This is a genomic window from Candidatus Palauibacter sp., from assembly GCF_965216145.1.
In the GTDB taxonomy this organism is placed as follows: Bacteria; Gemmatimonadota; Gemmatimonadetes; order Palauibacterales; family Palauibacteraceae; genus Palauibacter.
Genome location: NZ_OZ244149.1, coordinates 3669028 through 3684221, shown reverse-complemented (window position 1 = coordinate 3684221; position 15194 = coordinate 3669028). Strand labels below are relative to the sequence as shown.

General features: G+C 67.2%; 12 protein-coding genes. 6 read left to right on the top strand and 6 right to left on the bottom strand.

Going from position 1 to position 15194, the window contains the following annotated elements; all coding sequences use genetic code 11:
- Positions 1 to 403: 403 nt before the first annotated feature.
- The 3 genes from ACOOHF_RS15875 to ACOOHF_RS15865 form a co-directional block, all read right to left on the bottom strand.
- A complete protein-coding gene (locus ACOOHF_RS15875) occupies positions 404 to 1030 on the bottom strand; it encodes an outer membrane beta-barrel protein (RefSeq protein ID WP_420462409.1) in 627 nt (208 codons plus the stop codon).
- 103 nt (positions 1031 to 1133) lie between these two features.
- Positions 1134 to 1709: a hypothetical protein gene (locus tag ACOOHF_RS15870; protein WP_419935793.1), complete on the bottom strand. Its 576-nt coding sequence runs from the start codon at positions 1707 to 1709 to the stop codon at positions 1134 to 1136.
- Entirely contained in the window at positions 1706 to 2203 is a 498-nt protein-coding gene (locus ACOOHF_RS15865) for a PEGA domain-containing protein (protein WP_420462408.1), read from the bottom strand. The genes ACOOHF_RS15870 and ACOOHF_RS15865 overlap by 4 nt, the downstream gene beginning before the upstream one ends.
- A 286-nt stretch (positions 2204 to 2489) precedes the next feature.
- Here ACOOHF_RS15865 and ACOOHF_RS15860 point away from each other — a divergent pair, with 286 nt between their 5' ends.
- Genes ACOOHF_RS15860 through ACOOHF_RS15850 form a run of 3 tightly spaced genes read left to right on the top strand, consistent with a single transcriptional unit; the run spans position 2490 to position 6978 of the window.
- Positions 2490 to 4211, top strand: a complete 1722-nt coding sequence (locus ACOOHF_RS15860) for an amidohydrolase family protein (RefSeq protein WP_420462407.1) — start codon at positions 2490 to 2492, stop codon at positions 4209 to 4211.
- Complete coding sequence (locus tag ACOOHF_RS15855; protein ID WP_420462406.1) at positions 4208 to 5608, top strand: amidohydrolase family protein; 1401 nt, start codon at positions 4208 to 4210, stop codon at positions 5606 to 5608. The genes ACOOHF_RS15860 and ACOOHF_RS15855 overlap by 4 nt, the downstream gene beginning before the upstream one ends.
- Positions 5605 to 6978: an amidohydrolase family protein gene (locus ACOOHF_RS15850; RefSeq protein ID WP_420462405.1), complete on the top strand. Its 1374-nt coding sequence runs from the start codon at positions 5605 to 5607 to the stop codon at positions 6976 to 6978. Before ACOOHF_RS15855 ends, ACOOHF_RS15850 begins: the two co-directional genes overlap by 4 nt.
- A gap of 11 nt (positions 6979 to 6989) precedes the next feature.
- Here ACOOHF_RS15850 and ACOOHF_RS15845 read toward each other — a convergent pair whose 3' ends face one another.
- Positions 6990 to 7340, bottom strand: coding sequence for a peptide chain release factor-like protein (locus tag ACOOHF_RS15845; protein WP_420462404.1), 351 nt, complete (start codon positions 7338 to 7340; stop codon positions 6990 to 6992).
- Positions 7341 to 7423: 83 nt separating this feature from the next.
- Here ACOOHF_RS15845 and ACOOHF_RS15840 point away from each other — a divergent pair, with 83 nt between their 5' ends.
- From ACOOHF_RS15840 to ACOOHF_RS15830, 3 genes are all read left to right on the top strand, one after another.
- Positions 7424 to 7990, top strand: a complete 567-nt coding sequence (locus tag ACOOHF_RS15840; RefSeq protein WP_420462403.1) for a PH domain-containing protein — start codon at positions 7424 to 7426, stop codon at positions 7988 to 7990.
- Entirely contained in the window at positions 7980 to 9569 is a 1590-nt protein-coding gene (locus ACOOHF_RS15835; RefSeq protein WP_420462402.1) for a PH domain-containing protein, read from the top strand. Before ACOOHF_RS15840 ends, ACOOHF_RS15835 begins: the two co-directional genes overlap by 11 nt.
- Positions 9570 to 9804: 235 nt before the next feature.
- Positions 9805 to 9939: a hypothetical protein gene (locus ACOOHF_RS15830; RefSeq protein ID WP_420462401.1), complete on the top strand. Its 135-nt coding sequence runs from the start codon at positions 9805 to 9807 to the stop codon at positions 9937 to 9939.
- 166 nt (positions 9940 to 10105) lie between these two features.
- Here ACOOHF_RS15830 and ACOOHF_RS15825 read toward each other — a convergent pair whose 3' ends face one another.
- Together ACOOHF_RS15825 and ACOOHF_RS15820 are read right to left on the bottom strand one after the other, a co-directional pair.
- Entirely contained in the window at positions 10106 to 10774 is a 669-nt protein-coding gene (locus ACOOHF_RS15825; RefSeq protein ID WP_420462400.1) for a peroxiredoxin, read from the bottom strand.
- On the bottom strand, positions 10680 to 15173 hold the full coding sequence (locus ACOOHF_RS15820) for a leucine-rich repeat domain-containing protein (protein ID WP_420462399.1): 4494 nt from the start codon (positions 15171 to 15173) through the stop codon (positions 10680 to 10682). The genes ACOOHF_RS15825 and ACOOHF_RS15820 overlap by 95 nt, the downstream gene beginning before the upstream one ends.
- Positions 15174 to 15194 lie beyond the last annotated feature (21 nt).

Below are 15194 nucleotides of genomic sequence, written 5' to 3'. Positions count from 1 at the left end.
GTAGGCCAGCGCGTCACCGTCTGGATCGCGGAAGTACGCGGCCACGTCCACACTGGGTGTCTGGCCGATCGTCACGGTCGTCTAGGCCGGGATCGTGCCGGCCGACACCGGCGCCTGGTTCCTGGGCTCGGGTGACGGCCGGACCGCCCCGTCGCTGCAGGCCGTACCCACGCGACCATCCACCAGTGCGATGACAGCGAGTGACCACCGGGTCCTGGAAATCTCGAATGACCTATCCCTAGAACGTGAAGTCGTTACAATCCTGGCACCATGCTGCCAAGGTCATGGCGGTCAGCAAGATAACGAGACTCAGCCGAGCGAGGAGTGGCGAGATGATTCTGCGCATGGTTGAAACTCCGTTTCCTGGTCGTGACCTTCGCCCTGGGTCATTTTCTCGTCCTGGTCAGCCTCCGAACGGGATCATGACCCCGGCCTGAATCGCGAGACTCCGATTCTTGCCGCTGCCCGGCGCATCATCGAGGTTTGCGAGTCCCATCGAGTACACCACATCAAGCCCCAGTCTGAGGCCTTCGGAAACGGCCACTTCCGCGCCGGCGCCGGCCGCTATTCCGAAGTCCGTCCCCTTCACGTCGTCCCCACACGACACGGAATCACTTACCGAGCCGAGTTCACCAAGATCGACATTGGCGCTCGCGTTGCAGGAAAGGTTGAATGCCGCCCACGGGCCCAGCAGCACGCCGACCGATAGTCCGCCCGCTCGCGGCGTTCCGATTCTCGCCAAGGTCGACAACTGGAAGTAATCCATCTCGAGACTGAACGCCCCGAAACCTTCCTCCGATGCGCCGGAACCCTTCTGCGCATAAGCTCCCCCGACGCGAAGCTCGATCGCGCCGGCAAGGGGAAGGGCCGCATCGACCCCGACGACCATACCCATGCGGGCGTCCTGGTTCGAAGCACCCTCGGCGGAGATCGTAGACCGGTTCAACCCGGCTCGGACCCCTACCATGGTTTGCCCCATCAGCGGAGCGGCGACCAGCAGCGGGAGGAATGACACGATGATCTTGCGCATTGGCTGGAATTCCTTTCTTCCGGTTCTTCCCGTGAGTCGAGAAACGGCATTCCAAAGAGGCTGCTCCGGCCGGGACGGTGGCCCGGTTGCCGGAGCCCCTCGGTCACAACCGGAGACGCGCCCCTAGGACTGCCGCGGGGCGACCCCGTTCCAACCGCAGGTCGAAGATCGGACTGAACGTCGCCTCCATGCCGCCAAGAGCGATGTCTTCCCATCGTTCAGGTCCTCGCATCAACGCGCCGACCCCCAGACCCAGCAGGCCCCCGAGTGCGCCCCAGATCGCGCCGTTGGCCAGGGCTACGCCGAACCCCTCTTCCGAGCATTCCTCCGTAGCCGTCCCGAGCGTCACCACGTCGCAGGTCGCGGTTATCAGCGTATTCGCGATCGTAAACCCCACGAGCGCTCCGCCCGCGCCGCCGTACAGGAGGCCGCGCTTCCAGGCCGAACTGGTGCCAAGACTCCGTTCAAGACGGACGATGTCGGCACGGGTGAACGATCCCGATCCGCCTCCGCTCAGGCCCAGCTCGAATCCATCGCCGCTGACCCCCACGATCCGGCCTGCCACCATGCCGCCGCCGGTCGTCACGCGGACGCGGTCGCCCACGTCCTGGGGGAACAGGGGCCGGGGACCGGCGATCAAACCGACCGCCAGGATAAGCACCGTTCGAGACCCCTTCATGGTCGCCCCCCCGTCGCGTGCGCGGCGGTCTTCGCCTCGAGGGACTCCCCGGGCAAGCTCACTGGCAACATGACCCACCCGTTCTCTCTGGCCAGCTTCGTCAGAGCCGCCGCGGGTGCGGCACCTCCAGGCGCGGTCGGCAGCGTCACGTTGCACGCGTCCTGACCGATCCCGTTCCAGTCACCCGTCACAGCGTCAACGATGATCGGGAGCAATCCACTCAGGACATCGAGTATGATCCATCCGGCTCCGGTGTTGGAACTGAGTTCGCAGACGACATCCGAGTGGCCTTCCCTTCTGAAGATCACCGTATGGGAGGTCTGGTTGTCCAGTTCCAGAGACAGGGGCGTCATGCCGCGCATGTTCCCGTCGATCCATACCTCGGCCTGGGTCGGGCTGGAAGTCATGTCGATGGTCTTGATCTTGGAATTGAAAAGCGTACCGCAGGCGGTGGTCGCCGCCGCGACGAGGCAGAGCGTGGGCAGGCGTGCCATGCTTGTCCCTCCTTGGACCTGAATTGGTGTTGTCGGATGGGCGATGTGTGCCGCCGGTGAACCAGCAAGCCCTAGTTGACAACGGTCGCATCGCCGAATCGGTCGTGCCATCCCCGGAATAGGGGACATAACAGGAAGTGGATTCGGAGTCCGCCCCCTTGCCGGGTCGAGCGGTCGCGCCGTTGACCCCGGGGGAGACTGAACGGAGATTCACGCCCGCGTGTCCTAAAGAGATGCGCAGGGATCGTTGCACCGTGATGGACTCACTCGGAAGGAAGTACCTCTCATGAACCGAACCGCACTCGCGCGCCGGCTGGCGAGCGGGGTGGTCCCGGGTCTGCTCCTCGCGCCGCTGTTCGGGCTCGCCGCCCCGGCGCCCTCAGCCGCGCAGTACATGCCGAGCCAGACCCCGGTCCCTCCCCCGTTCTTCGCCCTCCAGAACGCGCGCATCGTGACCGGCACCGGCGTTGTAATCGAGAACGGAACCGTCGTCGTCGCCAACGGCCTGATCGAGGCTGTCGGCGCCGATGTCGATGTCCCCGGCGACGCCTGGGTCATCGACGCCTCGGGCCTGACGGTCTACCCCGGCCTGTTCGACGGCCTTTCGCAGGTCGGGATGGCCTCCCGGGGAGGCAACGGAGGCGGGGGCGGTGGAGGCGGGGGTGGCAACCCCTTCGCCGTGCTCGTAGGGCAAGCGAACCAGCCCCGCACCGTGAGACCCGAGGACCGTCCTGCGACGAACTCCTGGCTCAACGCGGCGGACATGCTGGATGCCGACTCCGACGCGATCGCGACCTGGCGCAGCGCCGGATTCACGAACGCTCTGGTGGCACCGGACGACGGCATCGTCACGGGGCAGGGCGCCGTCGTGAACCTCGCGGGCGGCGCGCAGGAGATGGTCGTGAAGGCGCCCGCCGCCCTCCGCGTGACGATGAGCGGCGCGGGCGGCTTCCGGAACTTCCCCGGCTCGCTGATGGGCGTCATCTCGTATATCCGGCAGCTCTACCTGGATGCGGAGCACAGCCGGCAGTACGAGGCGCGCTACATGGCGAACCCGAGCGGGCAGCCGCGGCCCACCTACGACCGGGCGCTCGGCCCGGTGCAGGCGGCGATCGCGGGGGGCTGGCCGACCGTCATGCCGGCGAACGAGGTGCGTGAGATCCGCCGGGCGATCAAGCTCGGGCGCGACACGGGTGCCCGGCCGGTCCTCGCCGGCGGTCACGAAGCCTACGAACTGGCCGACGAGATCGCCGCCGCCGGGGTCCCGGTCCTCGTCAATGCGGACTGGCCGGAGCGGAACCGCGACGTGGATCCGGAGGCCGAGGAGTCGCTCTCGTCGCTGCAGCGGCGGGCCTACGCGCCGACCACGCCGGCCCGGCTCGAGGAAGCGGGCGCGGAATGGGCGTTCTACAGCGGCTCGGCGGGCAGCCCCCGCGCGCTGATGGAGAACGTACGGACCGCGATCGAGAACGGGCTCTCCGAAGAGGCCGCGCTCGACGGGCTGACCGGCGCCCCAGCCCGCATCTACGGCGTGGACGCGATGCTGGGCTCCGTCGAGGCCGGCAAGATCGCGAACCTCGTCGTCACCGATGGGCCGCTGTTCGACGAGGACACCGAGATCCGGATGGTCTTCGTCGACGGCCACAGGTTCGAGGAAGAGGCGCCCGAGCCGCGGCCCACGGAGGCGCCGTCGGTCGACATGAACGGCACCTGGATCCTCTCCCTAAACAACGATTCACAGGAAGCGACGGCCGAACTCGAGGTTTCCGAGGACGGCACGATCAGCGGCGTGATCCAGGGCGAGCGCGGTGAGCAGCAGATCGTCGACGGCTGGGTGAGCGGCAACGAGTTCAGCATCACCGTGACCGGCTCGATGGCGCCCGGCCGCGAGGTCGAGATCGTCTACACCGGCACCGTCGAGGGCGATTCCATCGAAGGCAACGCCTCGGTCGAGGGCAGGTTCAACATGGACTTCACGGGCACGCGGCCCGGGGGAGGTGTCCGATGAGACACAGCATCAAGCGAATCGGCGCCGGCTGGATGGCGCTCGGTCTCGTGCTCGGGGTTCCGGGCGGGGCCGCCGCGCAGGATCAGCCGATCCTCATCACGGGTGCGACCGTCCTCACCGCGGCGGAAGCCGGGAAGATCGAGGACGGCGCCGTGCTCTTCCAGAACGGGCGGATCGTCGCCGTAGGGCCTTCCTCCGAGGTGGAGGCGCCCTCCGACGCGGTCGTGATCGACGGGACGGGCAAGTTCGTGACGCCCGGGATCATCGACGCCCACTCTCACATCGCGGCGGACGCGATCAACGAAGGGGCGGTCTCCGTCTCCTCCATGGTCTCGATCCACGACGTGATCGACCCGACGGATATCGCGATCTATCGCGAGGCGGCGGGCGGCACGACGACGTCGCACGTCATGCACGGAAGCGCGAACCCGATCGGCGGGAACAACGCCGTCATCAAGCACCGCTGGGGTGCGAACGCGCAGGGCCTCCTGTTCCAGGGTGCTCCGCCGACGATCAAGTTCGCGCTCGGCGAGAACCCGAAGCGGGCCGGCAGTGCCACGATTCCCGGGCAGGAGTCGCGCTATCCCGCCTCGCGCATGGGGGTGATGGACGTGATCCGGCAGGCCTTCATCGAGGCCACCGAGTACAAGGCGGAGTGGGACGCGCATCGCGCGCGGGTGGCCGACGGCGACCGGAACGCGATCCCGCCGCGCCGGAACCTGACGATGGATCCGCTGGTCGAGATCCTCGAGGGTACGCGCTACGTCCACGCGCATAGCTACCGCGCGGACGAGATCCTGCAGCTCATGCGGGTGGCGGAGGAGTTCGACTTCCGCATCCACACCTTCCAGCATGTGCTCGAAGGCTACCGCGTCGCCGACGAGATGGCGGAGCACGGGGCCCACGCCTCCACCTTCTCGGACTGGTGGGCCTACAAGATGGAGGCCTACGAGGCGATTCCCTACAACGCGGCGATCATGACCCGGCGCGGGGTCGTCGTCTCCATCAACTCCGACAGCGGAGAAGAGGGACGGCACCTCAATCAGGAAGCCGCCAAGACGATGAAGTGGGGCGGCCTGAGCGAGGTCGAGGCGCTGGCGCTCGTGACGATCAACCCGGCGATTCAACTCATGATCGACGACCGGGTGGGGTCGCTCGAGGAGGGGAAGGACGCGGACGTCGTCCTGTGGGAGAACTATCCACTCTCCTCCTACGCGAAGGTTCGCACGACGTATGTCGACGGCGAAGTCGTGTTCGATATCGACGAGGACATGGCGATGCGCGCCGAAATGGAAGCCGAAAAGGAACGACTGAGAGCGATGCTCGGCGAGGCCGACGACTCCGGGGACTCCCGGGGCAATCGCGGCCGGGGCGGGGCGTCAGGAGGCGGACGATGACCAGATTCAGGAATATCGTCGGGGCTGTGGCGGCGGTCGGCACACTCTCGATCGTGACTTCGATCGTTACGCCGGAGCGTGCCGCCGCGCAGGAAGGCGGGACGTTCGCGGTGCGCGGCGCCACCATCCACACGGTGGCGAACGGCGCGATCGAGAACGGGACGATCGTGCTCAGGGGCGGCCAGATCATCGCGGTCGGGCGCGATGTCGAGATTCCGGCCGACGCCGAGATCATCGACGGGGAAGGGAAGCACGTCTATCCGGGGATGATCGACGCCTTCAGCTCGCTGGGGCTCACCGAAGTCGGGGCCGTCGCGGTGACGAACGACGCGAGCGAACTGGGCCGCTGGAACCCGCATCTCAACGCGCATACAGCGATCCACCCGGCCAGCGAACACATCCCGGTCGCGCGCGCGAACGGGATCACGCACACGATGGCCGCGCCGGGCGGCGGTGGTCGTGGCTTCGGCGGCGGAGGCTCCGGCATCCAGGGGCAGGCGACGCTCATCCATCTGGACGGCTGGACGGTCGAGGAGATGGAGATCGAGAAGACCGCGGCCATGGTCATCGGGTGGCCCACGCTCTCCGCCGGCGGGGGCCGGTTCGGGGGCTTCGGCGGCGGTGGGGGAGGGCGCTCCTTCCGCCAGGCGCAGGAGCGCTTTGACGAGGAAGTCGCCGAGATGGACTCGTGGTTCGCCGCCGCGCAGCACTACAAGCAAGCCGTGGAGTCCGGCTCGGACCGCGTGGAGCGCAACATCCAGCTCGAGCACCTCTCGCGCGTCCTCGACCGCGGGATGAAGGTCATCGTGCGGGCGAACGGCTGGCGGGAGATGGAGTCGGCGATCGAGTTCGCGGAGAAGTGGAACCTGGACATCGCCATCGCGGGCGGGAACGGGGCGCGCGAGATCGCGGGCATGCTGGCCGAGAAGAACATCCCGGTGATCCTGGGCCCGGTGCAGCGGCTGCCCCAGGGTGAGGACACAGGGTACGACGATCCGAATACGCTGCCCGGCGTGCTCCACGATGCGGGTGTCGAGATCGCCTTCGCGACCTTCAACTCGGCCGACTCGCGGACGCTCCCCTACGAGGCCGCGAACTCCGTGTCGTGGGGACTCCCGCAGGACGCGGCGCTGGAAGCGGTGACGCTGGCGCCGGCGCGGGTGCTGGGCGTCGACGACCGGCTGGGGTCGCTCGAGGTCGGCAAGGTCGGCAACCTGATCGTGACCGACGGGGACCCGCTCGAGATCACCACCGCGATCGAATGGGTGTTCATCAAGGGCGTGCCGTCCGACCTGGACAACAAGCACCGCCGGCTGTGGGAGAAGTACGACAACCGTCCCGCGAGGCGGGCCGTCACGACGACGACCTGACGCCCCGGCGGTTAATCGTCGGACTCTGGACGGCGCCGCTGCCTCTTCGTGAGGGAGCGGCGCCGTTTCTCTTCGAGGCGCTCCCTGTGGGCGGCCCGGGAGGGCTTGGTCGGTCGGCGGGGCGGCGGTGTGCGCTCGCGCTCCTCGAGAGCGGCGCGGAGGCGAGCGAGGGCGCGCTGCCGGTTGCGGTGCTGGCTCCGTGATTCGCGTGCGATTACGACGATGCCGGTCGGCTGGTGCGTGAGCCGGACGGCCGACTCGGTCTTGTTCTGATGCTGCCCGCCCGGCCCGCCGGCCCGGAACGTCTCGACGGCGCACTCCGCCAGAAGCTGATCGTCGCTGCGTGACGCCGCGGAACTCACCGCACCCTCCTTTCGAGCCGCCGTAGTTCCCGCTGCCCCGAATCTCCGACACGGACAACGCACGAAACCCGTAACTTGGGGCCATGAACGAGTCGACGCATCGCCCGCCGTCCGAGAACTCGCTGCTAACGACCCCCGAGCCCGCGTCCGTCGGGATCGCGGACGGGGTGCGGCGCTCGCTCGATCCGCGGGCGATTCCCCTGCACCGCGTCGTCGGCCGCATCGTCACGGGCTGCGTCTCGCTGCCGCTGGCCGCGGTTGTCGGCGTCTTGTGGGTAGCGATCGGCCTACCGCCGGGCGTGGTGGCGTTAATCGCGGGCGGGTGGACCGTCGTCACGAGCACGCTCGGCTGGTGGCTACACAAATGGCCGGTTCTCCACCACCGCCACGCCTCCTACACCGTGAACCCGGACGGCATCGAGATCCGGACGGGGGTCGTGTGGCGTAAGGCGATCAGCGTGCCGCGCTCCCGGGTACAGCACACCGACGTATCGCAGGGGCCGCTCGAGCGGCGCTACGGGCTCGGGACGCTCGGCATCTACACCGCCGGCACCGGCTACGCCAAGGTGTCGCTCGACGGACTGGCCCACGGGACGGCGCTCGAGATCCGGGATCACCTCCTGCCCCTCGAGGGCGCCGATGCCGTCTGAGACGAGGTCATCGGCGCAGCCGCCGGACCCGTCCGAACACCGGCTTCATCCGCTGTCGATCGGGTTCCTGCTCTGGGGCCAGATCCGGCGCGCCATCCTCCCGCTGATCTTCGGCGCCGCGTCGGCCCGTTTCGTGGGCGGCATCGGGATGCGAACCGTCTTCCTTGTGGGTCTCGTGCCCTTCGCCGTGGCGTCGGCCGTCCGCTACTTCACGTTCCGCTATCGCTACGAGGCCACGGAACTCGTCATCCGCAGCGGTCTGTTCTTCCGGCGCGAGCGCCACGTGCCGTACGCCCGGATCCAGAATCTCGACGCGGTGCAGGGCGTCCTCCACCGCCTGCTGGACGTCGTCGAGGTGAAGATCCAGACGGGCGGGGGCGACGAGCCGGAGGCGACGATGACGGTGCTGCCCCTGCCGGCCCTCGATGTACTCCGGCAGCGCGTTCTCGACGGGAGGGAAAGGGCTGTCGGCGACAAACCGGAGCCGTCCCCGACGGAGGCCGCCGTTGGTCCGGAGGCGGCGGTCGACCCGGTACCCGCCAGCGGTAAGGAAGCGCGCACGCTGCTGCACCTCCCGCCGCGGGAACTGATTCTCCACGGCTTGATCCAGAACCGGGGCATGATTCTCATCGCGGCGGCGTTCGGCGTCGCGTGGGAGACCGGGCTGTTCGACAGGCTGACGGAACCGTTGGTGGATGACGAGTCCGCGGTGCCCCGCCTGATCGAGGGCTTTGCGGCGGACGTCACGGGCGCGGGGGTCGTCGCCGCGGTCGGTGCGGCGGTCGCTCTGGTCATCGGCCTCCTGCTGTTCGCACGGCTGCTGTCGATGGCGTGGGCGCTCGTCCGGCTCCAAGACTATCGCGTCGTGCGCTCCGAGGAAGGGCTGCGAACCACGTTCGGCATGCTCACGCGGGTGGCGGCGACGATCCCCCTGCGCCGGGTCCAGACGGTCACGATCCACGAGGGGCCGCTCCACCGCTGGGTGCGTCGCGTCGCCGTGGGCGTGCAGACAGCGGGCGGCAAGCAGGCCGGCGAGCAGGACCCGAACCGACAGCGGCTCGCACCGATCCTCCGGCGAGATCGCCTTTGGAGTTTCCTGCGCGAGGTCATGCCCGAACTCGGGACCGAGGAACCGCGCTGGGAGCCCGTCTCGCCGGGCGCCTTCCGGCGCGTCGCGAAGGAAGCGGCCTTCGTCGCGACGCTGGTTGCGATCCCGTCCTATTTCTTCTTCGATGCCTGGGGCGTGGCGATCCACGCCGCTTTTCTCGCATGGGCCGCCCTGTACGCCCGGAAGTACGTGGACCACCTCGGCTGGGCGCTCCGGGACGACATGGTCTGGTTCCGGAGCGGCTGGCTGTGGCGCCGCACCACGATCGCCCGCTTCGCGAAGATCCAGGTGGTGGCCCTGCGCGCGACGCCCTTCGACCGACTCCGCGGGATGGCGCGGCTCAAGGTGGACACGGCCGGAGCCGGCGCGGCCTCGCACAAGGTGGAGATTCCGTACCTGCCCGTCGGCACGGCCCGCGAACTGCGGACCCTCGTCGCAGCGGAGGCCGCTCGGACCGAGTTCCGCTGGTAGTGAATAGAGGGGCGCCGGGGGCGCGAGCCCCGGCCCCCGCGCGGTCCCGGTCAGCGACCGCCGGGCCCCGCCCGGATGGCCTCGACGCGCCAGGAGAACTCTTCGTCGAGCTTCGAGGTGCGCGGGACGAACGCTCGTCCGCTATTGGTGGAATCGGGCCCAGAAGCTCGCGGGGCTGGAACCCCAGCACGGTAGAGGCTGGCACTCCCTGAGGCGGAAGTTCGCGTCCGACCTGATGGACCAGCCCCTCAAGGTGCTCTGCGAGCTTGGCGGCTGGAAGACGGCCAAGACGGTGCTTCAGTGCTACCAGAGGGCCGACGAGGACCGACTCAGGAAGGCGCTCGCGAGCCGTCGCACCATTCGCACCTGATCCCATTAGCGGGAGTCAATTGGCGAGAGTCCAGACCGCCAAGCCAGCAACTCCAACGGTCGCAGAAGGATACGAATCTGTGACCTCCCGCCGTAACGTTAGGGTTGCTCCCCATTGGGGGCCACCCAGGCGCCGCGCAGGCGGCGGAGCTAGTCGCCCGCCTCCGCTACTCCGGCTGCGGCACGATCCTGATATGCGGCAGCGGCTGCTCCCAGCCGTCCGGGTACTTCTCCCGTGCGGCCTCGTCGGACACCGCCGGCAGGATGATCACGTTGTCGCCCTGCTGCCAGTCGGCGGGCGTGGCCACCTGCTCCCGGGCCGTCAGCTGGATCGAGTCGAGCAGCCGGAGGATCTCGGCGAAGTTTCGCCCGGTGCTCATCGGGTAGGTCAGGGTGGTCTTGATCCGCTTGTCCGGCCCAATCAGGAAGACGGAACGCGCGGTGGCGTTGTCCATCGGGGTGCGGCCCTCGCTGGTGTCGCCCGCGCCGGCCGGACGCATGTCATAGAGCTTCACGACCTTGAGCTCGGGGTCTCCGACCAGCGGGTAGTTGAGCGCGTGGCCCTGGGACGCCTCGATGTCCCGCGACCAGGCCCGGTGATCGCTCACTCCGTCCACGCTGATCCCGAGCACCTTGCAGTTGCGCCGCTCGAATTCACCCCTGAGTCCGGCCACCGTGCCGAGTTCGGTGGTGCACACGGGGGTGAAGTCCTTCGGGTGAGAGAACAGGACAGCCCATCCGTCACCGATCCATTCGTGGAAGTGAATCGGCCCGGCGGTGGTCTCGGCGTCGAAATCGGGGGCGATATCGTTGATAACGCCGCCACGCCGCTGCATCCGGCATCCCGCGGCTGAAGAGCACCTCCACACCCTCGGTCAGACCGACAACCTGCGCGGCCGTCTGTGTCAGTTTCACCGCGGACGTGTCGCGCAGGATTCCCCTCACTTGACGGCTGTCGGGATCGCGCAGGATGGCCATGGGCTGGTCGGTCGCCAGATCCATCGTCGTCGATCCCTCCGGCCCGGAGAGGGTGATGCTTTCGAGCGCGTCAGTCCACTCGGTCCGCACAGGCAGCGCGAAGACAAACGATGCCCTTCCGTCGGCGTCGGCCATTTCCATCATGTCGAAACTCAGCGAAAACAGCTTGTCGCCGCTCGCCGTTCGCCCGGCAAGCTCGTATTCGCCGGGGGACCGGGGAACGCTGGGCGGGGCATCCACCAGGAAGGCGGGTTCGAGAAACGGATTGTCCTGCTCGTCGGCGCCGCCCCAGAGGAGGATCGTCCGCGTGGGCGCATCGGTGAGCGCTTGGGCGAGCCCGGGGGCATTTGCCGGGTTTGCAAGCCGATGGGCCAGAGCTCTGGTGAAACCATAGTCGCTCACCCAATACGGGGGACCGCAACTGGACATCATGTCCCGAACATGTGGCGGTACAAGCGCACCACCGTCGCGGGGGTCGTATCCCCAGACACCGATCGACCCATTCGCCTGGGGGAACGCAGGGTCCGGGCCACCGGCACCCCCGCACGGCGCGTGAAGAAGATTGAGGTTGTGTCCCAGTTCGTGAGCCAGTACGAGCGGCTCAGCCGCCGAGAAGCCAACCTTGCCGGGCGTGTACGCGACCCCTGATTCCCCCCCGACAACCCGCACCTCCATGATGCCCATGTAATAGCCGTTGCCGCGTTCCAGGTGTCGAATCAAGGCGGTCTCAAGAAGCAGGTCAACCACGTCGTTCGTTGAGGTCAATACGGGTTCATGAGCCTTCACGTCGAAATCGGAAATCGGCAGCAGCGTATGCGAATCCCATAGCATTTCGTGTGTCTGCTGTTCAGCGGCCATTCCCAAGGCGATTTCCACGATCGTGGAATCGGGGGCCGGCGCAAACAGGAACGGGACGACCGTGAGATCCATCGCGGGCACGGTTTCCACGAGTACCGATGCGCGGCCGTTCTCGGGAATCCGCTTCGTTATACCTGTTCCGGGGGGCAGCACGCCATCGGGATCGATCTCGATCACCATCTCCAGTCCCGGCTGTATCACGGATCCCGGAATCCACCTGTTCGCCGACTTCCGGAGATCACTCTCAGCCTCTTGAACTTCGATGGGGATTGGGGTCTCCGAGCCAGGAATGTCGGCCACGTACACTTTTTCGCCGTCGACATGGAAGGTCGCCCGCACCCTCGGAATGCGAGCACTCGTAGCGCGCGAAGCCGTCACGAACACCCGCAGCAGCGCCGCCTTGTCGGCGACCAGGGGAACCGGGAACGCGAGTGACTGCACGGCCTGGGTCAAGTACGCCCGCGAACCGGTGTCCGCCCCGCAAGGCCCCACCCGCGCATGCTTAACCCCCGACAGCCAACTCTGGAAGCCGGCATCCGCGGACGCGCAAAGATCGGTGCCGGTCACGATCAGCTCGGTCAGCGGCGGGAGTGCAGTCAGGCTCGCGGGGAGCGCCCCGTACATCGCGGAGTTGTTGGCCAGGTTGAGCCGCCTCAGGCTTGTCATACCTCCCAATTCGGGCGGCAGGGTTCCCGATAGCTGGTTCTCCATGAGCCACAGAAACCTCAATCGGGACAGATTGACAAGTTCGGCAGGAATCGGTCCCGAAAGCTCGTTCCCATCGAGTCGCAGCCGGACCAGGCTGGACAGGCCGGCCAGTTCGGGCGGGATCCGTCCGGAGAGCCCATTTCCAAAGAGTTCCAGCCGGGTCAGGTTGGAGAGATTGCCTATCTCGGTCGGGATCGGTCCCGCAAGGTCGTTCCCGCTGAGGTTCATCGTGGACAGTCCCGACAGGTTGCCCAAATCGGTCGGGATCGGTCCCGTAAGGCCGTTCTCGCTGAGGTTCACTATGAACAGGCTGGACAGGCTACCCAGCTCGGGGGGAATCGGCCCCATCAGGTCATTGCCATCGAGGTACAGAGCCGCCAGGCTCGACACGCGTCCCAGTGCAGCCGGAATCGGCCCCGTGAGGTCGTTCTGGCCGAGGACCAACTGTACCAGCCCGGACAGGCTGCCCAGCTCAGCCGGGATCGGCCCCGTCAGCCGGTTCCAGGCGAGGTTCAGTTCCCTCAGCCTGGACAGGCTGCCCAGCCCAGCCGGGATCTGTCCCGTCAGCCGGTTCGTGCCAAGGTACAGGTAAGCCAACTCGGACAGTTCGGACAACTCTGGCGGAATCGGACCCGACAGCTCATTCTCACCGATGTCCAGCAATACCAGGTTGGACAGGTTGCCCAGTTCAGCCGGGATCTGTCCCGTCAGCCCATTCCCGTCAAGATACAGGACCGCCAAACGGGACAGATTGCCCAGCCCCGCCGGGATCGGGCCTGCAAGGTCGTTTCGGCCAAGGATCAACCGTACCAGCCGCGACAGGCCGGCCAACTCCGCCGGGATCGGGCTCGTCAGTCGGTTCCAGCTGAGGTTGAGATCCGAGAGTTCGGAGAGGTTGGCCAGCTCGGACGGGATCGGACCCGCCAGGTTGTTCTGTTGCAGGGACAACCGGACCACTCGGCCATCCTCGTTCGTCGTCACTCCATGCCACTCGCCGAGGGGTCGGCCGGACAGCCACCCGGCGTCGTTGGTCCAGGCAGTGCCGCCGGTGACCTCGTACAGGTGCTTGAGGACTTCCCGGTCGGAGAGCGGGGCACACGTCGCGTCCGTACCTTCGTGAGATGGGATGGAAGCGAGCCATTCGCCAAAGGCCCGGTTGAGGGGAATGCACAGCTCCGTATCGTGGTAGCGAAACTCTTGCAGCGAGAGCGTGGAAAGCGACACCGGCAGCGGACCGGTCAGGCCGACGTTTCCGCTTATCCGCAGAGACATCACGCCGGTGAGTTGTGCCAGTGACTCCAGAACACTGCCCTTGAGTCCGTTGCCGGACAGATCGAGCGCCGTGACCCGCCCGAGCGAATCGGTGTCCACACCATGCCATTCGTCCAAAACGCCATCACCAAGCCAGCCGTCAGCGCGCGTCCAGTTTCGCCCCCCGGTGGCCTCGTACAGCGACACGAGTGCCTCTTTGTCGCCTTCGTTGCACAGCGGCCCCACATAGAGGTCAAGCTGCGCGAGCCACAGCGCAAAACCCGCCGACCCGGAGACACAGAGGGTCTCATTGTCCGCGAAGTGCAGAAGCCGAAGTTGGTCGAGCCGCAGGAAACTGAGGGGCAATCGCCCCGTGAGCGAGTTTCGATCGAGGCCCAGCCTTATGAGGTTGTGCAACTTGCTCAGTTCGGCAGGGATCGGCCCCGTCAGATCGTTACGGCGAAGCCGCAGGACCTCCAGATTGACCAGGTTGCCCAGCTCCGCCGGAATCTGGCCATTCAGATCATTGACGCCCAGGATCAACGTCCTGAGGCCTCGCAGCCTGGCCAATTCGCGGGGAATCGGCCCCGACAACTGGTTGCGCTCCAGGTCCAGAATCTCCAAGGATGACAAGTCGCCGAGCTCCGGCGGAACCGAGCCCACCAGGTTGCTCGCGGAGAGCGTCAGCCCGGTGACACGGCCGCTCGACCCTATCGTCACGCCGTGCCATTCCTTGATCGGCCGTTCCGACAGCCAACCGTCGTTGGCTATCCAACCCGCACCACTCGTGGCTTCGTAGAGGGCCACCAGTGCGGGCCGGTCCGGGTGGAACACCATGAACTCCATCGTCGCCTGCACACTGCCCGCCATTGCGGTGATCGCTACTGCACCCTCGCCGACCCCCCGCACAAGACCCGCTGCGTCCACCGTCGCGACCGAGTCGTCGCTCGACGCCCAGTTGAACTCGGCGCCCGCCACCGCATAGCCGTTGCCGTCCGTCGCCTGCGCAGAGAGGCGGACTGTATCGCCCACCGACACACTATCGATGGCGGGCAACACGTCGACCGCCACCACCCTCTGTACCACGGTCATGGCTGCACTCCCCGACGCCGTCCCCGCGGTTGCGTTGATCGTGGCGGTTCCGTTGCCCTTCGCGGTGACCAGTCCGGTCCCGTCCACCGTCGCCACCCCGGTGTCGCCGCTCACCCAGGTCACCGCGGCACCGGCCATCGGCTGGCCGTGCTGGTCGCGGACCTGGGCGCTCAACTGCACGGTCGCGTCCAACGCCGCCAGTTCGGCCGTGGCCGGGGACACCGTGATTGCAGCCGGTTGGGAAGGCTCGGGAGGGGGCGGCCCAGTCGTGTCGTCGCCGCAGCCGGAAGCCCAGGCACCTGCGCCCAGCACTATCGACGCCCGAAGGGATGCTCGGAAACGGATCATCACTACCTCCTGAGGCGTGGA

Excerpts from the sequence above, each read along its gene's own strand:
- ACOOHF_RS15875 (WP_420462409.1), bottom strand. The coding sequence starts at position 1,030 with ATGCGCAAGATCATCGTGTCATTCCTCCCGCTGCTGGTCGCCGCTCCG.
- ACOOHF_RS15870 (WP_419935793.1), bottom strand. The coding sequence starts at position 1,709 with ATGAAGGGGTCTCGAACGGTGCTTATCCTGGCGGTCGGTTTGATCGCC.
- ACOOHF_RS15865 (WP_420462408.1), bottom strand. The coding sequence starts at position 2,203 with ATGGCACGCCTGCCCACGCTCTGCCTCGTCGCGGCGGCGACCACCGCC.
- ACOOHF_RS15860 (WP_420462407.1), top strand. The coding sequence starts at position 2,490 with ATGAACCGAACCGCACTCGCGCGCCGGCTGGCGAGCGGGGTGGTCCCG.
- ACOOHF_RS15855 (WP_420462406.1), top strand. The coding sequence starts at position 4,208 with ATGAGACACAGCATCAAGCGAATCGGCGCCGGCTGGATGGCGCTCGGT.
- ACOOHF_RS15850 (WP_420462405.1), top strand. The coding sequence starts at position 5,605 with ATGACCAGATTCAGGAATATCGTCGGGGCTGTGGCGGCGGTCGGCACA.
- ACOOHF_RS15840 (WP_420462403.1), top strand. The coding sequence starts at position 7,424 with ATGAACGAGTCGACGCATCGCCCGCCGTCCGAGAACTCGCTGCTAACG.
- ACOOHF_RS15835 (WP_420462402.1), top strand. The coding sequence starts at position 7,980 with ATGCCGTCTGAGACGAGGTCATCGGCGCAGCCGCCGGACCCGTCCGAA.
- ACOOHF_RS15830 (WP_420462401.1), top strand. The coding sequence starts at position 9,805 with ATGGACCAGCCCCTCAAGGTGCTCTGCGAGCTTGGCGGCTGGAAGACG.
- ACOOHF_RS15825 (WP_420462400.1), bottom strand. The coding sequence starts at position 10,774 with ATGCAGCGGCGTGGCGGCGTTATCAACGATATCGCCCCCGATTTCGAC.
- ACOOHF_RS15820 (WP_420462399.1), bottom strand. The coding sequence starts at position 15,173 with ATGATCCGTTTCCGAGCATCCCTTCGGGCGTCGATAGTGCTGGGCGCA.